Source organism: Pseudomonas sp. MWU12-2037, assembly GCF_023242345.1.
In the GTDB taxonomy this organism is placed as follows: Bacteria; Pseudomonadota; Gammaproteobacteria; order Pseudomonadales; family Pseudomonadaceae; genus Aquipseudomonas; species Aquipseudomonas gingeri_D.
This window is the reverse complement of sequence record NZ_JALLIZ010000015.1, coordinates 57,331-80,312: the sequence shown is the minus strand read 5'-3', so window position 1 is coordinate 80,312 and position 22,982 is coordinate 57,331. Positions and strand designations below refer to the sequence as shown.

At 58.2% G+C, this 22,982-nt stretch carries 15 protein-coding genes and 1 other RNA gene; 11 read left to right on the top strand and 5 right to left on the bottom strand.

Translation table 11 applies throughout. The features are described 5' to 3' along the window. Positions 1-14: 14 nt before the first annotated feature. Positions 15-782 (bottom strand): GntR family transcriptional regulator, encoded by a 768-nt coding sequence (locus M5B42_RS23560; protein ID WP_152737633.1) that lies wholly within the window; start codon positions 780-782, stop codon positions 15-17. 261 nt (positions 783-1,043) lie between these two features. Here M5B42_RS23560 and M5B42_RS23555 point away from each other — a divergent pair, with 261 nt between their 5' ends. From M5B42_RS23555 to M5B42_RS23505, 11 genes are all read left to right on the top strand, one after another. Then, a complete protein-coding gene (locus M5B42_RS23555; protein WP_103494949.1) occupies positions 1,044-2,738 on the top strand; it encodes a lactate permease LctP family transporter in 1,695 nt (564 codons plus the stop codon). A 70-nt stretch (positions 2,739-2,808) separates the two neighbouring features. Further along, complete coding sequence (lldD, locus tag M5B42_RS23550) at positions 2,809-3,954, top strand: FMN-dependent L-lactate dehydrogenase LldD (RefSeq protein ID WP_103494950.1); 1,146 nt, start codon at positions 2,809-2,811, stop codon at positions 3,952-3,954. Positions 3,955-4,034: 80 nt separating this feature from the next. Then, positions 4,035-6,851 carry an FAD-binding and (Fe-S)-binding domain-containing protein gene (locus M5B42_RS23545; RefSeq protein ID WP_248747190.1) on the top strand — a complete coding sequence of 939 codons (2,817 nt, stop codon included), beginning with the start codon at positions 4,035-4,037 and terminating at the stop codon, positions 6,849-6,851. Between the two features lie 126 nt (positions 6,852-6,977). Then, positions 6,978-7,256, top strand: a complete 279-nt coding sequence (locus tag M5B42_RS23540; protein ID WP_152737636.1) for a hypothetical protein — start codon at positions 6,978-6,980, stop codon at positions 7,254-7,256. Positions 7,257-7,335: 79 nt separating this feature from the next. Beyond that, positions 7,336-7,727, top strand: a transfer-messenger RNA (tmRNA) gene (gene ssrA / locus M5B42_RS23535). Positions 7,728-7,913: 186 nt separating this feature from the next. After that, positions 7,914-9,170 carry an integrase domain-containing protein gene (locus M5B42_RS23530; RefSeq protein WP_248747189.1) on the top strand — a complete coding sequence of 419 codons (1,257 nt, stop codon included), beginning with the start codon at positions 7,914-7,916 and terminating at the stop codon, positions 9,168-9,170. A 908-nt stretch (positions 9,171-10,078) separates the two neighbouring features. Continuing rightward, positions 10,079-11,470, top strand: coding sequence for a YfjI family protein (locus tag M5B42_RS23525; protein WP_248747188.1), 1,392 nt, complete (start codon positions 10,079-10,081; stop codon positions 11,468-11,470). Then, the gene (locus M5B42_RS23520) at positions 11,454-11,801 is read left to right on the top strand and encodes a hypothetical protein (RefSeq protein WP_248747187.1); all 348 of its coding nucleotides are present in this window, start codon (positions 11,454-11,456) and stop codon (positions 11,799-11,801) included. The genes M5B42_RS23525 and M5B42_RS23520 overlap by 17 nt, the downstream gene beginning before the upstream one ends. Then, entirely contained in the window at positions 11,779-12,759 is a 981-nt protein-coding gene (locus M5B42_RS23515; RefSeq protein WP_248747186.1) for an integrase domain-containing protein, read from the top strand. The genes M5B42_RS23520 and M5B42_RS23515 overlap by 23 nt, the downstream gene beginning before the upstream one ends. Continuing rightward, the gene (locus tag M5B42_RS23510) at positions 12,756-13,028 is read left to right on the top strand and encodes a hypothetical protein (protein ID WP_248747185.1); all 273 of its coding nucleotides are present in this window, start codon (positions 12,756-12,758) and stop codon (positions 13,026-13,028) included. The genes M5B42_RS23515 and M5B42_RS23510 overlap by 4 nt, the downstream gene beginning before the upstream one ends. A 943-nt stretch (positions 13,029-13,971) precedes the next feature. Then, a complete protein-coding gene (locus M5B42_RS23505; RefSeq protein WP_248747184.1) occupies positions 13,972-14,496 on the top strand; it encodes a LasR-specific antiactivator QslA in 525 nt (174 codons plus the stop codon). A gap of 532 nt (positions 14,497-15,028) precedes the next feature. On the opposite strand, the gene M5B42_RS23500 is transcribed toward M5B42_RS23505, so the two are convergent. From M5B42_RS23500 to M5B42_RS23485, 4 genes are all read right to left on the bottom strand, one after another. After that, the gene (locus M5B42_RS23500) at positions 15,029-15,745 is read right to left on the bottom strand and encodes a SprT family zinc-dependent metalloprotease (protein WP_248747183.1); all 717 of its coding nucleotides are present in this window, start codon (positions 15,743-15,745) and stop codon (positions 15,029-15,031) included. Next, entirely contained in the window at positions 15,745-18,861 is a 3,117-nt protein-coding gene (locus tag M5B42_RS23495; protein WP_248747182.1) for an HsdR family type I site-specific deoxyribonuclease, read from the bottom strand. The genes M5B42_RS23500 and M5B42_RS23495 overlap by 1 nt, the downstream gene beginning before the upstream one ends. A gap of 262 nt (positions 18,862-19,123) precedes the next feature. Next, entirely contained in the window at positions 19,124-20,377 is a 1,254-nt protein-coding gene (locus tag M5B42_RS23490; RefSeq protein WP_248747181.1) for a restriction endonuclease subunit S, read from the bottom strand. Beyond that, on the bottom strand, positions 20,368-22,782 hold the full coding sequence (locus tag M5B42_RS23485) for a type I restriction-modification system subunit M (protein WP_248747180.1): 2,415 nt from the start codon (positions 22,780-22,782) through the stop codon (positions 20,368-20,370). Before M5B42_RS23485 ends, M5B42_RS23490 begins: the two co-directional genes overlap by 10 nt. Positions 22,783-22,982: the final 200 nt, after the last annotated feature.

The window sequence follows — 22,982 nt, the reverse complement described above, 5'->3', positions numbered from 1 at the left end:
ACCCCTCGCCACGCTTACAACCCCTTGCGCCGCTCCGCCCGCGCCACCCGCTGCACTTCCTGGCGCACTTCCTCCAGCACCTCCTGCACATACAGAATATGCCGGCTGGACACTTCGCGCGCGTCTTCGGCACGCCCTTCGATAATCGCCAGGTACAGCTCGCGGTGCTGGTTGATCAGCATGTCCCGGGTTTCGCTGCGCTGCTTGTACATGCCGCCAATGTTGGTCACCACATTGCGCTTGAGCAGATCGAACAAGCCGCGGATGGTATGCAGCAACACCGCGTTATGACTCGCCTCGGCAATCGCCAGGTGAAAACTCGCGTCTGCCGCGCCCTCCTCCGCCCGGCTCACCTCGTCCGCACGCCCATAGCAACTCTGCAAATGCTCAAAGGCCACCCGCAGGCGCTCCCGATCCGCCTCGGTCGCCCGCAATGCCGCGTAATACGCGCAAGACGCCTCCAGGGTATGACGAAACTCCAGCAGGTCACGCTGGGCCTCCGGATTGCTTTCCAGCAGGTGCAGCAACGGATCGCTGAAGGTCGAACCCAGCGACTCCACCACGTAATTGCCACCGCCCTGGCGACTGACCAGCAACCCCTTGGCCACCAGCTTCTGGATTGCCTCGCGCAGCGACGGCCGTGAGACACCGAACTGCTCGGCCAGCGCGCGCTCGGCCGGCAGCCGCTCACCGGCCTTGAGCGTGCCCTCGAGGATCATCTCCTCCAGCCGCTGGACAATATCGTCAGACAAACGGCGCTGACGAACCTGATCAAACCCCATCACTCACTCCTCACGATCCCGAACCCTTGCCGGGACTGCCTATTCTGGCCTATCGAGGCACGACCAGCACCTGCCAGACACGACATAAATCACCTGCTCAGCCCTCTCGCCGACCACCTATCAGACGAAAGTTTCAGGGCGGCAAATTGACACATCCCTAACAAGGCTTTTAACCTAGCGTCCGGCGATTGTAAATTGGTATTACCAATTATCCAAATCCCCATCAGTGCCTGACCAACAACAATTAGGGGCCACCCCACTATGCAAACCTGGCAACAGCTCTACAGCCCTCTCGGCAGCCTCGGCCTGTCCGCTCTCGCGGCCGTGATTCCCATCGTGTTCTTCTTCCTGGCCCTGGCGGTGTTTCGCCTCAAGGGTCATGTGGCGGGCAGCATTACCCTCGCGTTGTCGATCCTGGTGGCGATCTTCGCCTTCAAGATGCCGGTCGACATGGCGCTCGCCGCCGCCGGCTACGGATTTGCCTATGGCCTGTGGCCCATTGCCTGGATCATCGTGGCGGCGGTGTTCCTCTACAAATTGACGGTCAAGAGCGGCCAGTTCGAAATCATCCGCAGTTCGGTGCTGTCGATTACCGATGACCAGCGCCTGCAAGTGCTGCTGATCGGCTTCTGCTTCGGCGCCTTCCTGGAAGGTGCCGCCGGCTTCGGCGCCCCGGTGGCGATCACCGCCGCCCTACTGGTCGGCCTGGGCTTCAACCCGCTCTATGCCGCCGGCCTGTGCCTGATCGCCAACACCGCACCGGTGGCCTTCGGCGCCCTCGGTATCCCGATCATCGTTGCGGGCCAGGTCACTGGCATCGACGCGTTCAAGATCGGCGCCATGGCCGGTCGCCAACTGCCGCTGCTGTCGTTGTTCGTGCCGTTCTGGCTGGTGTTCATGATGGACGGCCTGCGCGGCGTGCGGGAAACCTGGCCGGCGGCCCTGGTGGCCGGCCTGAGCTTTGCCGTGACCCAGTTCTTCACCTCGAACTTCATCGGCCCGGAACTGCCGGACATCACCTCGGCGCTGGTCAGCCTGGTCTCCCTGACCTTGTTCCTGAAAATCTGGCAACCCAAGCGCACCGCCGGCGCGCAGATCGCCGGTGCCGCCGCGGGTGTGTTGAGCACCGCCAGCGCCGGCGGTTTCGGCCAGCCGCGCAGCAGCCTCGCCTCGCCCTACAGCCTGGGCCAGATCTTCAAGGCCTGGTCGCCGTTCCTGATCCTCACCGTACTGGTGACGATCTGGACCCTGAAGTCGTTCAAGGCGTTGTTCGCCACTGGCGGCGCGATGTACGGCACGGTGTTCAGCTTTGCCATCCCGCACCTCGACCAACTGGTGATCAAGACCGCGCCGATCGTCGCGGCGCCCACCCCGATTGCAGCGATCTTCAAGCTCGACCCGATCGCGGCCACCGGCACGGCGATTTTCTTCTCCGCCCTGGTGTCGATGCTGATCCTGAAAATCGATATCAAAACTGGTCTGACCACTTTTAAAGAAACCCTGTACGAACTGCGCTGGCCGATCCTGTCCATCGGCATGGTGTTGGCCTTCGCCTTCGTCACCAACTACTCGGGCATGTCCTCGACCATGGCCCTGGTCCTGGCCGCGACCGGCGCCGCGTTCCCGTTCTTCTCGCCGTTCCTCGGCTGGCTGGGGGTGTTCCTCACCGGTTCCGACACCTCGTCCAACGCCCTGTTCAGCTCCCTGCAGGCCACCACCGGACACCAGATCGGCGTCAGCGACACCCTGCTGGTGGCGGCCAATACCAGCGGCGGTGTAACCGGCAAGATGATCTCCCCGCAATCGATCGCCGTGGCCTGCGCCGCCACCGGCCTGGTGGGCAAGGAGTCGGATCTGTTCCGCTTCACCCTCAAGCACAGCCTGTTCTTCGCCACCATTGTCGGGCTGATCACCCTGGCCCAGGCCTATATCTTCACCGGCATGCTGGTGCACTAAAGTGACAAGGGCCGGGGGCCTGTCGAAGCCCCCGGCAACCGTTCCCTTTCAACCAAGGCTGCGAGCCCCCATGATTATTTCCGCCTCTACCGATTACCGCGCAGCGGCCCAACGCAAGCTGCCGCCGTTCCTGTTCCACTATGCAGACGGCGGCGCCTACGCCGAACACACCCTGCGTCATAACGTCGAGGACCTGGCGAACATCGCCCTGCGTCAGCGCGTGCTGAAGAACATGTCCGAGCTGAGCCTGGAAACCCGGCTGTTCAATGAAACCTTGAGCATGCCGGTGGCCCTGGCACCCGTCGGCCTGACCGGCATGTATGCCCGTCGCGGCGAGGTTCAGGCGGCCCGCGCGGCGGCGGCCAAGGGCATTCCCTTTACGATGTCGACCGTGTCGGTCTGTCCGATCGAGGAAGTGGCCCCGGCCATCAGTCGCCCCATGTGGTTCCAGCTGTACGTACTCAAGGACCGCGGTTTTATGCGCAATGCCCTGGAGCGCGCCAAGGCAGCGGGTGTCACCACCCTGGTCTTTACCGTGGACATGCCGGTGCCCGGCGCCCGCTACCGTGATGCGCACTCCGGGATGAGCGGCCCGAACGCGCCGCTGCGGCGGGTCTGGCAAGCCATGACTCACCCGCAGTGGGCCTGGGACGTGGGCCTGATGGGCAAGCCCCACGACTTGGGCAATATCTCGAAGTATCGCGGTAACCCGACCGGCCTGGGCGACTACATCGGCTGGCTGGGCAACAACTTCGACCCGTCGATTTCCTGGAAGGACCTGGAGTGGATCCGCGAGTTCTGGGAAGGGCCGATGGTCATCAAGGGTATTCTCGATCCGCAGGATGCCAGGGACGCGGTGAAGTTCGGTGCCGACGGCATCGTGGTCTCCAACCATGGCGGTCGTCAGCTCGACGGCGTGCTGTCCAGCGCCCGCGCCCTGCCGGCCATCGCCGATGCGGTGAAAGGCGACCTGAAGATCCTCGCCGACTCCGGCATCCGCAGCGGCCTGGACGTGGTGCGCATGATCGCCCTGGGCGCGGACACCGTACTGATCGGCCGCGCGTTCCTCTACGCACTCGCCGTCGCCGGTGAAGCCGGCGTGAAGAATCTGCTGGACCTGTTCGAGAAGGAAATGCGCGTGGCGATGGTGCTCACCGGCGCCAAGTCCATCAGCGAGATCAACCGTGATTCGCTGGTTCGTGAACTGGGCGCCTGAACAGCGCGCCCAAACGAATCACCGCCTGATTGAACGGGGCACGTCGCGCACCAGACGCCGCGACCCCGTGAGGAGTTTGCATGAGCCTGCCCCACCCGTTCCTCCACGCGGTCGAACGCCTGATCCCCCGCGAGCGCCGTTTCGACGACCCGCTCTCGACCCTGGCCTTCGGCACCGATGCCAGCTTCTATCGACTGATCCCCAAGCTGGTGATCCGCGTCGAATCCGAAGATGAAGTGGTGACCCTGCTCAAGCTGGCGAGCCGCGACCAGGTGCCGGTGACCTTTCGCGCCGCCGGCACCAGTCTGTCGGGCCAGGCCATCAGCGACTCGGTGCTGATCGTGCTCGGCGACCATTGGAACGGTCGGGAGATTCGCGATCAAGGTACACAGATCCGCCTGCAACCCGGCGTGATCGGCGCCCAGGCCAACGCCTGGCTGGCGCCGTTCGGGCGCAAGATCGGCCCGGACCCGGCCTCGATCAACGCCTGCAAGATCGGCGGCATCGTCGCCAACAATGCCAGCGGCATGTGCTGCGGCACCGCGCAGAACACCTATCACACCCTGGCCGGGATGCGCCTGATCCTGGCCGACGGCAGTCGCCTGGACACCGAGGATGCGGCCAGCGTCGAGGCCTTTCGCCAGAGCCATGGCCCGCTGCTCCATCAACTTTCGGTGCTGGCCCGGGAAACCCGCGCCAACAGCGAACTGGCCGCCAAGATCCGGCACAAGTACCGGCTGAAAAACACCACCGGCCTGTCCCTCAACGCCCTGGTGGACTTCGACGAGCCTCTGGAAATTCTCAGCCACCTGCTGGTGGGCTCCGAAGGCACCCTCGGGTTTATCAGCGCAGTGACCTACGACACGGTGATCGACCACCCGAACAAGGCCTCGGCGCTGATCGTCTTCCCCGATGTGGAGACCTGCTGCACCGCCGTCACCGTGCTGAAAAGCCAGCCGGTGTCCGCCGTGGAACTGCTCGATCGCCGCAGCATGCGCTCGGTACAGGACAAACCGGGCATGCCGGCGTTCGTGCGCGAACTGTCCGACGGCGCCTGCGCCCTGCTGATCGAATCCCGAGCCGCGTCCTCGTCGCTGTTGCAGGAACAACTGCGGCAGATCATGACATCGCTGGCGTCGTTCCCGGTGGAAAAACAGGTCGACTTCACCGAAGACCCGACCGAAAACGCCCGGCTCTGGGCGATCCGCAAGGACACCTTTCCCGCCGTCGGCGCCGTGCGCAAGACCGGTACCACGGTGATCATCGAGGACGTGACCTTCCCGGTCGAACAACTGGCCATCGGCGTCAACCGCCTGATCGCCCTGTTCGACAAGCACCACTACGACGAGGCGATCCTGTTCGGCCATGCCCTGGAAGGCAACCTGCACTTCGTCTTTACCCAGGGCTTCAACAGCGCCGCCGAGGTGTCCCGCTACCAGGCATTTATGGACGACGTCGCGCACCTTGTTGCCGTCGAATTCGGCGGTTCGCTCAAGGCCGAGCACGGCACCGGACGCAATATGGCGCCCTTTGTCGAACTGGAATGGGGCCGCGACGCCTACCAGTTGATGTGGGCCATCAAACGCCTGCTCGATCCCCAGGGCATTCTCAACCCGGACGTGGTGCTCAGCGACGACCCGCAGATTCACCTCAAGCACCTCAAGCCGTTGCCTGCCGCCGATGAGATCGTCGACAAGTGCATCGAGTGCGGTTTCTGCGAACCGGTCTGCCCGTCGAAGGGACTGACCTTGAGCCCACGCCAGCGGATCGTGATCTGGCGGGATATCCAGGCAAAAAAACGCGCCGGGGTGGACACCACGGAACTGGAGGCGGCCTATCAGTACCAGGGCATCGACACCTGCGCCGCGACCGGACTCTGTGCGCAACGTTGCCCGGTGGGCATCAACACCGGTGAACTGGTGAAGAAGCTGCGGGGCGAGCACGCCACACACGGAAAAGCCGCCGACTGGCTCGGCACCCATTTCGCCACGGTCTTGCAAGGGGCGCGCTTTACCCTGCATGTCGCCAACGGCGCACGCCTGCTGCTCGGGGCACCGCGCCTGGCGAAGCTGTCGTCGAGCCTGACGCGTCTGTCCAAGGGCCGCGTGCCGCAATGGACCAGCGCCATGCCGCAGCCGGAGCGGGCGGTGCGCTTCAGCCCGGCGGTCAGCGACGAGCGACCACGGGTGGTCTATCTGGCTGCCTGCGTGTCACGGGTAATGGGCCCGGCGGCGGGTGACAAGGAGCAAATGTCGCTGCTGGACAAGACCCGTGGCCTGCTGGAAAAAGCCGGTTACCAGGTGGTGTTCCCGGACAACACCGACCAGCTCTGCTGCGGCCAGCCGTTTGCTTCCAAGGGCTACGTCGAACAGGCCGAGCACAAGCGCCAGGAGTTGATTGGCGCGCTGCTGCACGCCAGCCGAGGCGGCCTCGACCCGATCTATTGCGACACCAGCCCGTGCACCTTGCGTCTGGTGCAAGACCTGGGCGACACCCGCCTCGACCTCTACGACCCGGTGCGCTTCATCCGCACACATTTAGTAGAGCGACTGGAATTCACACCGCAGGACGCGCCGATTGCGGTGCACGTAACCTGCAGCACCCAGCACCTGGGCGAGAGCCAGGCGCTGATCGACCTGGCGCGGCGTTGCAGCCATAACGTGGTGATTCCGGAAGGCATTCACTGCTGTGGTTTTGCCGGCGACAAGGGTTTCACCACCCCGGAGCTCAATGCCCACTCGCTGCGGACCTTGAAGGACGCCGTGCAGTATTGCGAAGAAGGCATCTCCACCAGCCGCACCTGCGAGATCGGCCTGAGCCAGCATGGCGGGATCGACTACCACGGGCTGGTGTACCTGGTGGATCGGGTGACCCGGGCCAAGTCGGCGCACGGATAGAAACAGAACCTTGGCTGCCGGCGGCAGTCTATAGACCAAGTCTCGCGAAAGCGGGACTTCCTCCCCTACTCGACAGTCTGTGCTGATGGCCGATGACGTCGGGCTACTCAGTTCAAGGAGTCATGCATGAATCGTTCTGTGCTGCTGGGTCTGTTCGTCAGCGCTTGCGTCCTGGCCGCGCCTGCGTTTGCCTCGGCGGAGAAGGATCTTTGCGCGATCAAACTGCAGGCGCTCGACACTGCCAGGACCCAGTTGGCCCCCAATCAGCAGGCCAACTTCGACACCAACATCCAGCAAGCCAGGGCCGCCGGGGATAAAAACACCCTTGACGGCGCCAGGGAGTGCATCGCCATCGCCGACCGGACGCTCCAGGAAATCCAGAGCAGCCCGAAAAGCGCCCCGTAAACCTGGCCCGCATCGGGATGGCCTTGCGAGCCAGATTGGCGTACACTGTGCATGCCTGCTGGTTACGTACAGCAGGCACGGGGCCGTTTAGGATTCGACGCCGGTCGCGAAACTCTAGGTGCATGCCGAGTTGGTAACAGAACTCGTAAATCCACTGTTGCAACTACTTATAGTTGCCAATGACGACCATTACGGGGAACAAGCTCTCGCTGCGTAAGCGGCGCTAGCCTTCCTCCTGGCTACTTCGGTGCCAGCAATCATCAGGGGATGTCTGTAAACCCAAAATGATTGTCATATAGAACAGAATCGCCGTGCAGTACGTTGTGGACGAAGCGGCTAAAACTTACACAACTCGCCCAAAGCACCCTGCCCGTCGGGTCGCTGCGGGTTAACTTAATAGACACGGCTACGCATGTAGTACCGACAGCGGAGTACTGGCGGACGGGGGTTCAAATCCCCCCGGCTCCACCACTTCAACATCTAAAGACGTCCAAGGACGTCTTTTTTTGTGCCTGAAATCCAATGAAATCAAGGGTTTCAGCGCTGCGGAGTTCCGCAGAGGGTGTCTGAGTGCTGGTCGTTTTGGTATCCCATTTGGTATCCCGAGCCCACCGATGCTATTTTTGGGATACCAAAACGGTGTCAGAGGTAGCTCTCATGCCTACTCATGCAACCCGCCTCTCAGACCGCCAACTCAAGGCAGTCAAGGCAACAGGTAAAGACTTCGTTCTCACTGACGGCGACGGCCTTCAACTCAGGGTCAGAGCCAGTGGCTCGATGATATGGAACTTCAACTACCGCGAGCCGGTAACCAGAAACCACCTCAACATGGCGCTAGGCCCTTACCCAGCCCTCTCGTTGGCGAACGCCAGAAAGAAAGCCCATGAGGCACGTGAACTGCTGGCGCAAGGCATTGACCCCAAAGCTCACCGCGATGAGCTCAGGCAAGCCAAGCTGGCAAAAACCGAGCACACATTCGAGAAAGTGGCCACTGCCTGGTTCGAACTGAAAAAACACTCCGTCACACCGGCCTACGCCGAAGACATCTGGCGCTCACTCACCCTGCATATTTTCCCCAGCCTGAAAAACACACCACTCGCAGACATCACCGCCCCCATGATCATCAAGCTCATTCGCCCCATCGAAGCCAAAGGCAGCCTGGAGACGGTGAAGCGGCTTTCCCAACGCCTCAACGAAATCATGACCTACGGCGTCAACTGCGGACTGATCTTTGCCAACCCACTCAGTGGCATTCGAGCCGTATTCAAGAAACCCCAAAAACAAAACATGGCCGCACTCCGACCCGATGAGCTGCCCGAGCTCATGGTGGAAATCGCCAACGCCAGTATCAAGCGGATCACCCGCTGCCTGATCGAATGGCAGCTACACACCATGACCCGCCCTGCCGAGGCCGCGACCACGCGCTGGGTAGATATCGACTTCGACAAGCGCATCTGGACCATCCCGCCGGAACGCATGAAAAAACGTCGGGCACACATCATCCCACTGAGCGACCAGGCACTCGCATTACTGGAGACGCTCAAGCCCTACAGCGGCCACAGGGAATACGTATTCCCGGCAGACAGAAATCCGCGCACTCACGCCAACAGCCAAACGGCGAACATGGCCTTGAAACGCATGGGCTTCCAGGACCGTCTGGTCAGCCACGGCATGCGCTCCATGGCCAGCACCATCCTCAACGAACATGGATGGGACCCTGAGCTGATCGAGGTCGCCCTCGCCCACGTCGACAAAGACGAAGTGCGGAGCACTTACAACCGAGCGGACTACATCGAACGCCGACGCCCGATGATGGCCTGGTGGAGCGAGCACATCCAAAAAGCAGCGACAGGCAATTTATCGGTGACAGCCATTCGTGAAAACAAAGGCGGAAACGTCATCCCGATTCGCTAACCAGTTCCTGTTGGCGACTGCGGCGACAGTGGCGACAACCCGCGTATTTACCGGTCTGGCGTCTGGCGACAAATCGGCGACAGTCGCCAGCATCTGCGTCGCCCTCGAGCTTTTCCGGCCAAGCCCCTGAGGGCAGGAAGGCTTCGCCTTCCCGTCCTCAGGGGCTCGCGTTAAAAAGCCGACGAACGGCCTCTCGTCCACTCAATGCCACTCACGTCCACACTTGTACACCGCATAAAAAACCCACCGCACACACGGTTGACCACCCGCCGATCAAGCGTTACACCAGAGCCGTAGCAACGCTGTCCTCGACAGCACGCCCAGGTAGCCCGGACCTTTGAGGCTACGCCACGCAGTGGTGGTCCCTGCCCATGCGCGTTCGCTTCCGCTAGTACGCGCAGTCACGCCCAACGTGATGGAAGCCAACTTATCCACAGTGCAAATGCGGCAACCAGCGTCCGTCTCTTTCTCCTGGAAAGAGACGGACGCCCGGACCACTGCCGCAGCTCACGTCGAATATGGCGTTGCGGCGACTCTCCTCGTGACAATCGGCCTGACAAACCGCCGACATCACCCGCAACAGCGATTTCGATGATGGTGCCGCAGCCCACGGAACGGACTGCACCTGACTGACAGCCAGGCACGCCCCGGTCATCACATCGCAGCCTGATCCCGACTCAGGATCTCGCGGCGCAGGTCTCGTCAGCCAACGCAGCCTCCACCCGCCCACTTCCGTAGAAGTGCTCAGGAGGCCAGATCATGAGATGCCCAAGCTCCCGGCCGTAAGGAGCCGCCCGTCCCGCGTCAGTGGACAACCCTCACAGGCAGCAGGGGCCTTGATCCCTGATAACACTCAACAACCGTGGCGGGGAGAGTGAGGGAGCAATCGAAGCTTCAGGAGAATGACGATGCAATTGTGCGAAGCGTTCGACCCACCGCGCCCGCTACTGGAGTACCGGCCCGAACCATTGGCCTACCCGGTCGAAGCATTGGGAGAGATTTTGGGCCCGGCGGTAGAGCGAATGGCCGAGGTCATCGGCGTGCCCCGCGCCATGGCCGCTCAATCGGTGCTGGCCACCGCCGCCCTGGTGAGTCAGGGCCATGCCAATGTGCACCTCGACGGTCGCACTTATCCACTGTCCCTGTACCTGCTGACGGTGGCCTCCTCGGGCGATCGCAAGAGCGCGGTGGATCACTTGGCGCTGACGGCAACGCGCAACTGGGAACGAGAGCAATGGACCTTGTATATGGAACAGCTCAACGCCTATCGCGCAGCCGTTCGTGTCACGGCCAGAGTCCGGAAGCACGGAAAGCTGGAAGACCGTGAGCCAGCCGAACCAGTACCGCCGAGGCTGATCATCTCCGAACCCACCATTGAGGCACTGATCAAAAACTTGTGCCACGGGTTGCCCAGCATGGGCTTGTTCAATGACGAAGGTGGCCAGTTCCTGGGCAGCAGCACCATGAGCAAAGAGAATCAACTCAAAGCCATCAGCACCCTGTCGTCACTCTGGGATGGCAGTCCAATCGACCGGACGCGTTCCATGCCCGGAGAGAGCCTGCGGGCCTATGATCGTCGTCTGAGTCTGCACCTGATGCTGCAACCTTACCTGGCCAACCAGTTACTCAGAGACCCGGTGATCAATGGCCAAGGCATCCTCGGCCGCTGCCTGGTCAGTTGGCCCGAACGCCTGGCCGGGCGGCGTCTGTACAAGGCCGTCGACCTGACGCGAGATGCCAGGGTCCAGCGCTACCAAGCGCGCATCACAGCCCTGCTGCAAAAGCCGTTGCCGCTTCACAAGGACGGCTCGCTTAACCCCGTGGCGCTGGAGCTGACGGCCAGTGCCCGCACTGCCTGGATTGATATTCACGACACCATCGAGTGCCAATCGGGTGAGTTCGGCGAGTTAGCCGGCATCCAGTCTGTCGCGGGCAAAGCGGCGGCCAATGTGTTGCGTATCGCGGGTGTGCTGGCGGTAATCGAAGACGCCAGCTCGTTGGGCGAGGCCCATATTGAACGCGCCTCCACGCTGATGGATTACTACCTGGCAGAGATCCAACGCCTGACCGAACAGGAGCCGATCAACACCCGACGCGAGGAAGCGGATCGGCTACTGCGCTGGCTGACGCAAAAAGGTTGGACCCACTTCACCATCCGCGATCTCAATCGCAACGGCCCCCGCTTTGCCCGCAAGAGCAGCCATCAGACCGCCACGCTACTCGTAGAGCTGATCACGTTTAACTGGCTGAACAGCAGCGATGGCAAGACTTTCGAGGTGCGCCATGTTCCGCCTCAATGACGCGGTGCGCCGCTATCAGGCGCAACATCAACCGCGGCCGGTGTTGCGATGTGTCGCCAACTTGTCGCCATGCGCCAGGCCAGCTACGGCAGGGATTGTCGCCACTGTCGCCGCCGTCGCCACACACACTTTAGAGCCGGCCCATATTCGCCTACTGATACAGCAACTGCGTGAAGAAGGGATGGTACTGCAGCACAACGAAAATACCCTTCTGATCCGGCCAACACACTGGCAACAGTTGGACCGGATCAGCTCCCACTGGAAAGCCTTGCTGCGCTTTCTGCAAGACAATGAAAACGGTGAGGCTGATGGCTTTGGTCGGTCGGCGTGATGGGCGTAATTTTGGATATGGCCGCCAGTTGAGTTACGCCGGACCGCAAGCGCTGAAGGACCTGTTTGCCGGTGGTCACTTCGCCACGGTTAAAGCGCATAGTGATCGCTGGCAAGCGTTCGTGAGGTGGTGTCGGTCAGCGGAGGGTCCAGGTTACAACGATACACGCCAGATCGATCTACGGACACTGCAGGACTATGCAGCTCATCTACGCCAGTTGCTCCGACGAGGTGAAATCTGCATCGCCACCGCGCAGAACCGCCTGAGTAGCGTCAACCGAACCCTCGCGGCTCTACGTGGTGATCATGATGTGAGGATCGCCAGCCCGAGCAAGGCGTTAGGCATGCGGCGCTCGGCAGTCCGTATCAGCGCACCGGATGGTCAAGACCGCCAACAGATCCAGCGAGTGCTAGAGGCGCTTGGCGAACAGCAGCACGAGCGGGTGGCCGCGATTGTCCTGTTGGCCCGAGCAACCGGCATGCGCCTGCGTGAAGCGATACTGGCTGACCTGCCACGATTGCAACGTGAAGCCGAACGACTCGGTCGCATCAACATCCAGGACGGCACCAAAGGCGGTCGTTCAGGAGCTTCAGCGCCACGATGGATTGCTGCCAGCGAAGAGGTGAAGGCAGCGCTGCAGTTTGCTGGTAATGCCTCGCCGACCGGCAGCCGCAACCTGCTGGCCCGAAACGAAAGCTATGCCGCGTTCCTGCGACAGGCGGTGCTCCCTGCCCGCGAAACTCTACATGAACAGGGGTTGAAGGGTTTTCATGAACTACGAGCAGCCTACGCCTGCGAACGTTACCAGCAGCTCACTGGCCACGTAGCGCCGGTCAATGGTGGCCGCTGTTATCACATTGACCGCGACCTTGATCAACAGGCGCGCCAACAGATCAGCCTTGAACTCGGGCATTACCGAGTCGATGTGGTTTCGGCCTACATTGGAGGTCGAGCGTGACCAGGCCCCTCGATATGGCGCTGTTTCTGAGCGGTGTACTGACTGGTTCGAAAGTCACCCAGCAACGCCACCTACGCCAAGCCCGAATCATGCAGGCAGCCATCCAACAGAGATGGCAACGCGATAACCCCTGGACCTGGCGGCGCAAGCATATACGCTGGTTTCTGGCTCATCACCTGAAGGACCACTCCGAAGCGACTCTGTATTACTACCGTCTCACCGCGCAGCTAATCTTGAAGCAACTGGGGAAAAGCTGGCCTATGCGTTGAGAGCAAAGCCGATTGGTCCAGCTGACGTCGCTACCGACCGGATACATGTTGGCAGCCCGCTACATTGTCGCAGGGCGATGTGCGCACCTCGTCGGCTAATGCTCCACGATCACAGCTCTCCTGCTGTAAATGCGCGTGCTGAAGGGCTAATCTCGGCCCCAAGTCTAAATTTCTACCCTTTAATCTAGGCACCTTTGTCATGATCAGTGACCGCCAGCGTTCAAAAGACCTCAGTTTTGCGGAGATGATGAACCTTAAAAGCAGCCTACGTGACCGTCAGGTTGATGCTGTCTATGCAGCAACCCCCCAGGCACTTGAGATGGCTGCGGCTCGGGTTAAAGCTGTCCTTCGTGGAAGCTCTGGACCGCTCGCTCGCCCACAAAGATTTTCTGCGCTTAGCCGCTGATTTTCGGTCGAACCGGCTTGGCCGTCCCACGTTCGACCCTGGCCCAACGGATTGGCGTGAGCGCCCTGTTTCCCCATCCAAGAAACAAAATGCGACAAACAGATCCCACCCCGCCAACAAGACACCCCTACAAAATTATCGGATACTTCGCACGCCGTCTTGGTCTATGACCGACTGAGCAATGCTCCCCCCTTCGTTAGGCTTCTTGAGTCACAGGCATACCTGTGACCGGGTGTCAGAACCTGTAAACCTCACGAAGGCGCGGTAGCGCCGTAGCGATGGAGTCGGCGCATTTTTGCGTTCGGTTGCTTCGCTCATATGGTGGACCGCGCGGGGCAGGCTTCGGCCTGGCCGGCGTTCCTTCGTGAGCCGGATTCTGACCCCCGTGCGGTCCGCCACCCCAACCGCGTCAGATCGGCGGGTGTCGGTTCCTTAACCTCACGATGGAGATAAGGAGAATGGCCTACCCCCCTTTCGCGCCCGGGCACCGCCTGCTCCGCCTGGCGTTAATGCAACCCGATCAGGGAGATTGCCTCCATGATTGATTGCCCATTGCTCTCGCGCCTACCCACACCCGCACTGATCAAATTCGCCATCTTGGATACCAGCGAAGCAGTCGGTCATCTACGCCGTGCTGCCCACTTGTGCCTGGACGGTGCCCGAACCCTGGCCTTTCAGAATGATCAACAACAGGAACTAGGCAACAAACTGATCCTCGATGCCATCGCCTTTTATGACACGGCACTCCTCCGGCAACGTCATCCCCCCTCACCCGCGTCAACCGCCGCCACCCGCTTCAACGCCTGCGCCGATCCGCTGCCTGGAATCCCGACGCCCTGGGAAAAACAGTTCGCCCAGGAAATCGCCAGCGGCGCCCGCTGCGCCGGGCGCTGGATAGAACGGCAAACCACCCAGCCTCTGTGGTGGGAATTGATCAAAGCCCGTCGTGACTATCCGGAAGGTGATCGGCGCGAGGCCTTCGAAGCTGGATTTCTACGTTATCTGCAGCAGCGATTGATCGCGGCGCAATACCGGAGCCAACGCAGTCCATCGCTTCGCTGAACATTTAGGCGGCAGCGTTCGCGTTGCCGGCCGCTTTGATTTTCTAGAAGCTCCTCCTAGAAAATCAGACGGGTCTATTTTCTGCTACCAAATACCTGCTTCTGACCGGAAACCACCGATGAGAAAGCCACGATTGACCGATTCTGTTGAAAACAGTCGACCCGGGGGACGGTCCATGCATTGAGCGGTGAAAACGTCATTTGAGCACTCTGCTACGTGAAGTCTGAGTCCTGCACCCTCTGTTCAAAACACAAATTTCAATCCCAGACGCGCACTGTTCTGTCATGAAAAGTGAAACCGACTTTTTCAGCAGCGTCGGCCGAAAGCGTGCGAATACTCCACAAAATAAATCCACTCCGTTTTTGCTGCTAATCTGGAAATGGATGGGGTATGGGCCCATACGTTGATACGGAAGCCAACCGTCTTAACTGGCGTCGTCGGCATCTATTGGCTACGGCCTGAGTATCGACCTTGACGTTTAAAGGACTCACTCAAGGTAGAATTTGGCAGCAGCAGCCTTATTTCAAATACATCAGTGATCCCACTCTTCATGTCGAACCGGTAAACGGTTCAGCTCGTCCTTGATTTGCCGCCAGTGGGGCATGAATTTATCCATCAACGCTAGAAAACGATTGTTGTGGGTTGGTTCGATCAGGTGTGCCAGCTCGTGTATCAGGATGTATTCCAAACACTCCGGCGGCTTTTTCGCCAACTCGGTGTTCAGCCGAATATTACCGGTGCTCGGGTTGCATCCACCCCAACGGGTTTTCATGCGTTGCACCAAAATACGCCGAACGTTAACCCCCATCAGAGGCTGCCACTTGCCCAGCAGCACCGACAGCTTCGCCCGCAGCTGTTCGCGATACCAGCTTTCCAGCAGCGCCGCTCGGCGTGCTTCGTCACTACCGGGGCGTATCTGCAACACCAGCGCGGAATGCTTTAGCTCGACAACTGGCGCTGCATTTACCTCAATCACCTCCAACAAGTAGCGCCTTCCCCACACCTGATGACTTTCTCGGTTCAGATACTCACGTTCCGTCTCGCGCGGTTGGGCGCGCATTTTCCTCTGTTGCGCCTTGATCCAGCTCAGTCGAGAAATAGCGAACGCTCGCAGAGCGTCCAGCCCCATGTGCAGAGGCGCGGAGATATGCACCCGACCTTCCGGGGGATACACGTACAGGTGCGCGTGCTTATTATTCTTTCTCTGAACCTCGACCCGGATATCACCGAGCTGAATGTGCTCGGACATCAGTACTCCTCCTGAGCAACAATGATGGGAAACAGACGCTCGACCTCTTCCTCATTGTTCAACACCTTGTACATAGCCTGTTTGACCATCATTTCCTTGGCCTGCACTCCACGCCATCCATCCGGTCGCGCCTGCTTCACCGCTTTGTCGATCTTCAGTGCCAGATCCAAAACGGCGTCCCCAGGAGACTGGCCATAGGGCATTGCCGGCTCGGACACTGAGTTCTTTGGCGTCAAGTTGTTATAGAGCGCTAGCTTGCCAGGGGTGTTCAGTGTTTCCGGAGTATCCTTGGACTTTCCAGCTTGGACTTTGGCCACCAGCTCACCAATACGCTTGAGGTACTCCTCGTACTCGATGGCCTTTTCCTTGCGGAGCTTGATGATTTCATCGAGCAGAGCTGACATTTTCGCGAAGTAGGCTGGGTCAGTCAGGTTTTCCTTGATGATCTTGCTGCGAACGTTGTTCTCGATAGTTTCGGCCACTGCTCCCTTATTACCTTTCATCTCTCCCAACTTCTCGGCGATAGCCTCACCAATACCGGTCTTTACGATCAGGTCGAGCAGCCCTATGTTGTCAAAGGGGGAAATCTTGCGCGGTTCGCTGGCCTCGATATAGGTGTCGATCAGATGCCGCATGTCCGCTTCGAACGGCTTGATGTCGAGCGTCTCACCGCTGGCCTTGCGGATGATCTCGCGCAGCGCCAGGTACCGACCCAGCTTGCGCTTGATCTCTTCGATCTGCGCGGAACTGTAACCCGCCGCTTCCATCTCATCAGCCAGATTCGCATACGCGCGCAGCAGCACTACTACTGCCTTGTATAGGGCCACTCGCTGTGGTTCGCGGTTTTGCAGGTCGTCTGCTATCTCGGTATTACCGCAGAAGTAGTGAATATGCGCCAACTCATCCTTTGGCGGAACGACCGGCTCACACAACAGCGCCAGCACTTCCAGGGCATCGTCCAGACGCTCCTTGCCCTGCGTTAAACGATCGTGCAACAGCACTTCTGGATCGACTCCGCCAGCGCTGTGATCCAGCTCGGAGGTGTATACCGCGATGGCATTCTCCACACTCTTGAACAGGTCCTTGTAGTCGACGATGTAGCCAAATTCCTTGTCCTCGCCATCCAGACGGTTGGTCCGGCAGATAGCCTGAAACAGGCCATGGTCATGCATCGACTTGTCGATATACAGATAGCTGCACGGCGGCGCGTCAAAGCCTGTGAGCAACTTGTCCACCACCACCAACAGCCTCATGTTGGCAGGCTCCTTGATAAACAGCGCCTTGGCCCGTTCTTCATAGGTTTCAGTTTTGGACATGCCGGGTTTTGCCTGTACATCTTCCAGCAGGTCCATGTAGGTGCTGTAGATAAACTGCTTGTCTGTTTCAGTATTCGCGCCGGTTTCTTCCAGAGTCACATTCTTGGCCAACGGGTTGTAGGACGTTATGACTGCGCACTTGCTCTTGAACAATGACTTCTGGAATAGCGTGAAGTACTTGCAGGCCTCATAGATGCTGGAGGCGACGAAAATAGCATTGCCTCGCTGGCTGGACAGACGGGGTTTGGTGCTGAAATCGAAGATGATATCCGCCACCACACGGTCCATACGCGACTTGGAACTGAGCACATTCTGCATGGTGCCCCACTGCTGCTTCAGTTCATCCTTTTGCCACTTATTCAATGACTTGGTGCTGTTTTCGAACCACTGGTCAATTTTTTCTGAAGACCCCAATCTGGTGTCAATGTCACGTGCTTCGTAGAGTAGGTCCAGTACTACGCCATCTTCCACCGCCTCGCTGAACTTGTAGGTATGAATGTAACCACCAAACACTTCCAGACTAGTGACCTTGTCCTGCTTGAGCAACGGCGTGCCGGTAAAGCCTATAAACACCGCATTGGGCATTAGTGCCTTCATCACTCGATTGAGCCGGCCGCCCTGAGTCCGGTGGCACTCATCGACAAACACGAACAGCTCGCCCAAGGTCTGGCTGGGTTGGGTCTGCAGCTCCTTGATAAATGCCTCGAAGTCCTTGTCATCCTTGCCTTTGGTAGAGCCGCCAAACTTGTGCACCAGCGAGCACAGCAGACGCGGACTTGGCTGGCTGAGCTGGCGCATCAGCTCCTGGCCACTGCCGGTACGGCAGATGGTTTCTCCAGCATCCCGGAACACCCTTTCAATCTGCTTATCCAGCTCGTCACGGTCGGTGATGATGGCCACACGAGCGTTTGGGTTGCTCTCCAGAATCCACTTGGCCAGCAGCACCATCAGAATGCTTTTACCAGCGCCCTGGGTGTGCCAAATGATGCCGCCCTGGCGCTGCTTCACATGTTCCTGGGCAGCCTTAATGCCGAAGTACTGGTGCACTCGGGGCAACTTTTTCACACCGCCGTCGAACAACACAAAGTCGTGCATCAGCTCAATCAGCCGGGCCTTGTCGCAGATTTTTAACAGGTACTTGTCCAACTTGTAGCGGCTGTTATCGGACTCATCTTCCTTCCAGGTCAGAAAGTACTTTTCCTGAGTGCCGGTGGTGCCGTAGCGTAGACCTTCCGAGTCATTGCCGGCGAAGACGAACTGCACCGTACTGAAGAACCACTCATTGAACTCCGGCTGCTGATTGGACAAACTCTGGCGCATACCGTCGCCGATACTGATGCGGCTATTTTTCAGCTCCAGCACGCCAATAGCGATACCGTTCACATAGAGCACGATATCCGGCCGCCGCTCTAGCTTGCCCTTGAGCGTGACCTCCTCGGCGATGGCGAAATCATTTTTCAGCGGCTCGGCCCAGTTGATCAGATGCACCGTCTCGGTCACCTTGCCGATCTCAGTCTTCACCGGCACACCGTAGCGCAGCAACTTGTAAACGGCTTGATTGGTGCCATACAGACTGCGGTCGGATTTGTTGGCCTCCGTGTTCAGCTTGTGCAGGACGGCATTGATCTGCGTCTGACTGTAGCCTGCGCCGATCATATATACACTGAACAAATCTTTTTCAATATTGCTGTTATTAACCTTGTCAGCCCAATCGCCGAGATATTTGTAGCCCAACTCCTCAACAAACAGTTTGGTCACACGGTTCTGTGTCACGCGTTCGGCTTTGCCGATATCGGTCATTTGAGTACTTCCCTGTGTTCGCTTTTCGTTGGGCTAACCTGCCGGATCATTCTAGACGTCCGCAGTTTGGTTACATGATATTTTATTCCATTACCGCTCGGTCCAAGTTGCATTACCAGCTGGAGTTTCGTTTTAGTTGATTGCTGAGACAGGAGCGCCGCGTCGTCCACGCCCATTGGCTCGCCGGTATTGCCGAAACCGCATATCCATTTCAGGTACTCGCCGCACCACGCGGCCTTCCGTGCCCGCTGTAGGTGCTGGATCATACCAATCGAATCCTTCCGGTAAGGAGTTCCTGCATCAGTCCTTGTTTGAGATTACGGACTTTCTGGAGTTGGCTTTCAAGATTGATGATATCGTTATCCATATCGGAGAGAATAGTCGCTATAGCAGTTTGCTCAGCGATATTCGGCACATCCACATATAGCGCTTTAAGAATCTGCGTATTAAGGGAGGCCATGGTTTGCCCAACAGCAACTTTGAGAACCGAGCTCTTGAAACGCTCAGTATTAAATTGAAAACTCAAATATGGTGAATACACTACTCCGTGATTGGGCCGAACACGGAGAAGCCGACCTGAAAATAGCCAGCCTTCTTGTTCTTCTCGAATCAGTGCATTTCGATCAACCGACCCAACTCGACTGAAAACAATATCCCCAGCGCTTAAAGAATAGTTCCCAAGACGAACTCGATCCTCCTCCGATACTAGAGGGAGGTTTTGGTATGTCACCCCAAATTCGCCCAAGTGCTCCACAGTGATAATAGGGGTACCAGACTGCACGTAGTCACTTTCATGCAGAGATGAACCAAAGGGGCCTGTCTTTACATCAGCAACTTCCCCAATAGTTTTTTTCTCCCAACCACCACTAAACCCTGGCAGACGGCGCTGACCGGTGAGCAACTCCTGCATCACGCCTTGCTTGGTCTGGCGTTTTTTGGTCAACAGTAGGGCTAGTGATTCAATCAGCGCATCCGCATCACTCAAGGCCTCGGCGATAGCTTTTTGTTCGGCGAGTGTAGGAGGAAGAGGAATCGAATAGGTCTTGAGTTTTTGCCCATTGATATTGGCTTGTCCAACAGCAACACTTAGAATCTTTAGGCTATATTTCTTGGAGAACTCAGCATTCAACACGTAATTAAGAAAGCGCGAATCCAGCAATAATTTGTTTTCATTTATCCGAATTAAATAACCGGCAAAAACCGCAGAATACTCTCCTTTATAGATCGCCGTCTTTCCAACTAGATCAATGGTGTTCGTACGATTGAAAAGCACATCACCCGGATTGAGCAAATATTTTTTTATCTCCGCCTCACTATTCGTGAAAACGAGGTCTCGCCAATCGATACTCCCATCTTGTAGGTTACCCATTCGGAGTACGGGAATTTTACCACTAGGGCGCGACTTTGCTGATGAGCCGTATTCCACCGAGTGGATTAGTTGACCTAGGCAAGGGGTGCTCCAATCCTCCGGAATCAGCCCCACTTCAGTCTGCTTGTAACCAGGCATCAACTCCATACAAACCCCATCTTCCGCAGATGCTCGGCTACCTTAGCTTCCAGTCCGCTAGTGCGAATAATCAATTGCGGCAGCGGGCTCTCATAACGCTCAGCCAGCTCCTTCACACGCAGGGTCAGCGTCTGGCTAACGCGATCAATCTCGTCACTGATGGCGGCTTGTAAGCTGGTCAACCATTTATCATTTACGGCCAGTTGCTTGATTTCAATTTCAGCCTTATTCAAATCGGCATACTTGATATATGCCTTTTTGTCCAGATCAATGTCCCGCTCTTTGAGCTGTTTTTTTAGCGCAGCTTCTTGGACAGCCAACGTCTGCCATTGCTTGAGCACAGCCAGTTCCTCGACCGCGTCCTTACCGACATCTTTGACGCGCTCTTTTATCGTGGCGGCGTTGATCTTGTCGAGATCGGCGAACACACCTTCCTCGCTACTGTGCTCTTCCTCCAATTCGGCAAGGGCGGCACTGGTCGCTTCTAGGTCGACGCTGATCTGGTCAATCTTCGCCTTCTCGATGCCGAAGTAGCGGGTGACGATCAGGTTTTTCGGCAGCAGGTCGCAACCCCAGCCTTTATCCTTCTCCTTGCCCTTTTTGTCCTTTTCGATGATGCGATAAGTCTCGGCCTTCCAACCGTCAGCGGCGATCAGGTAGGCGTCGTCTTGCATCACTTCAGCCCAGTAATCCATCAGGTGCTGATAGACATCATAGGCGTCGATGAGCGGCTGGTTCTGATAGTGCTGCAGCAAGCTTTCAGATACCTCATGAATCAGCTGCTTGGGATGAAAACCCGGTTGCAGCGCTTTGAGCGTTTTCGTCGCCTGCGTACGCCAATCGTCAAAATGTTTGGCCATACCGGCAATAAAGTCTGCAAACTGCGGGTGTCCATAGATGCAGTGTTTTATATTGGACTTGCTCACAGCCAAATCGAAGTAGCCGGGGCGGTTAGCGCTGAACAGCGCGGACTTGAGCTGCGGACACACCGCCCAATAGCCGGCTAGCGCCTCGATATCAGCGGCCGGAATGCCTCCCTTCAGATGGCCTTCGATGTCCTGTTTGTCTTCGGCCTGGGTGCTATCGATATAGCGCGGCAGGTTGAGATTATAGTCGTTCCTCTCAATTTCTTCGAAACCCACCATACGGGCGTAACGCGGCTCGCTGTCGTCCTGGCGGGTGAAGGTATCAACGATTTTGTGAACGTCTTGCTCGCGCAGTCGGTTCTTTGGGCCGTCTTTGATGAAACCAGCGCTGGCGTCGAGCATGAAGATACCCTTGCGTCCCGTCGCATGTTCCTTGTCGATAACGACAATGCAGGCCGGAATGCCGGTGCCGTAGAACAGGTTGGCCGGCAGGCCGATGATGCCCCTGATATAACCGTGGCGGATTAAGTTACGACGGATGTCGGCCTCGGTATTACCACGAAATAGCACGCCGTGCGGCAGAATGCAGGCTGCTTTACCGTCGCTTTTCAGCGAGCGGATGATGTGAAGCAAATAGGCGAAGTCACCCTGCTTAGCTGGCGGCACACCGAAGGTTTCAAAACGGTTGTAAGGATCGTTGAGCGGATCCAACCCCGTGCTCCAGCGTTTATCTGAAAACGGTGGGTTGGCCACGACGAAGTCGAAGTTCTTAAGCAGGTCATAATTGCCCGCTTTAAGCGTGAAGGCCGGGCTGGTCAATGTGTTGCCTTGGGCGATCAACGCCGTGGGGTTGTCGTGCAGAATCATGTTCATGCGCGCCAAGCCACTGGTGGCCGAGTCTTTCTCCTGACCGTAAAGGGTAACAGGCGTTCCGGCTTCGTCTGCGACCTTGAGCAGCAGCGACCCCGAGCCGCAGGTCGGGTCATAAACGCTGGTATCGCTGCTGGTTTGTGCCTGCCCGATGCCGATTATTTTTGCGATTACCTTGCTCACCTCGGCGGGGGTGTAAAACTGGCCCTTACTCTTGCCCGAATCCTTGGCGAAGTGCTGCATAAGGAATTCGTAAGCATCGCCCAGAATGTCATCGTGAGCGGCACGATTCTTTGAAAAGTCGAGCGCCGGATTCTGAAAGATAGCGATCAGGTTGGTGAGGCGCTCTACCTTTTCTTGACCGGTGCCGAGCTTGTTGGAGTCGTCGAAATCCGGCAAGTCGAACAGTTTGTTTGCATTGGCCAGCGGCGCGATGATCTTCTTGTTGATCTGGTCGCCGATATCAGGTTTGCCCTTGAGCGCGACCATATCGGCAAAACTAGCACCGGCCGGGACGGTGATAGGCGCAAAGGTTTGGCCAGCATACTTATCGCTGACGTACTTGATAAACAACAATACCAATACGTAGTCCTTGTACTGGCTCGGGTCCATGCTACCGCGCAATTCGTCGCAGGAAGACCATAAGGAAGAGTAGAGCTCTGATTTTTTGATGGCCATGAGTGATCGTTTTTTCCGTAAGCTTTCTGAACCACCGGGCATGGCCTGATGGCATATCAATTCGTCATTTTTGCGGGAGCAGGAGCAGCTATACCGTCAAGAGAGTGGCCATAGGGCTAGTGGGCTTTTCATGGTGTGATTGGATTCCAACTGCATGCTCAGAATGGGCACCATTCTACCCATTTCTTCCCCTGCAGGGA

Excerpts from the sequence above, each read along its gene's own strand:
- M5B42_RS23560 (WP_152737633.1), bottom strand. The coding sequence starts at position 782 with ATGGGGTTTGATCAGGTTCGTCAGCGCCGTTTGTCTGACGATATTGTC.
- M5B42_RS23555 (WP_103494949.1), top strand. The coding sequence starts at position 1,044 with ATGCAAACCTGGCAACAGCTCTACAGCCCTCTCGGCAGCCTCGGCCTG.
- lldD (WP_103494950.1), top strand. The coding sequence starts at position 2,809 with ATGATTATTTCCGCCTCTACCGATTACCGCGCAGCGGCCCAACGCAAG.
- M5B42_RS23545 (WP_248747190.1), top strand. The coding sequence starts at position 4,035 with ATGAGCCTGCCCCACCCGTTCCTCCACGCGGTCGAACGCCTGATCCCC.
- M5B42_RS23540 (WP_152737636.1), top strand. The coding sequence starts at position 6,978 with ATGAATCGTTCTGTGCTGCTGGGTCTGTTCGTCAGCGCTTGCGTCCTG.
- M5B42_RS23530 (WP_248747189.1), top strand. The coding sequence starts at position 7,914 with ATGCCTACTCATGCAACCCGCCTCTCAGACCGCCAACTCAAGGCAGTC.
- M5B42_RS23525 (WP_248747188.1), top strand. The coding sequence starts at position 10,079 with ATGCAATTGTGCGAAGCGTTCGACCCACCGCGCCCGCTACTGGAGTAC.
- M5B42_RS23520 (WP_248747187.1), top strand. The coding sequence starts at position 11,454 with ATGTTCCGCCTCAATGACGCGGTGCGCCGCTATCAGGCGCAACATCAA.
- M5B42_RS23515 (WP_248747186.1), top strand. The coding sequence starts at position 11,779 with ATGGCTTTGGTCGGTCGGCGTGATGGGCGTAATTTTGGATATGGCCGC.
- M5B42_RS23505 (WP_248747184.1), top strand. The coding sequence starts at position 13,972 with ATGATTGATTGCCCATTGCTCTCGCGCCTACCCACACCCGCACTGATC.
- M5B42_RS23500 (WP_248747183.1), bottom strand. The coding sequence starts at position 15,745 with ATGTCCGAGCACATTCAGCTCGGTGATATCCGGGTCGAGGTTCAGAGA.
- M5B42_RS23495 (WP_248747182.1), bottom strand. The coding sequence starts at position 18,861 with ATGACCGATATCGGCAAAGCCGAACGCGTGACACAGAACCGTGTGACC.
- M5B42_RS23490 (WP_248747181.1), bottom strand. The coding sequence starts at position 20,377 with ATGGAGTTGATGCCTGGTTACAAGCAGACTGAAGTGGGGCTGATTCCG.
- M5B42_RS23485 (WP_248747180.1), bottom strand. The coding sequence starts at position 22,782 with ATGGCCATCAAAAAATCAGAGCTCTACTCTTCCTTATGGTCTTCCTGC.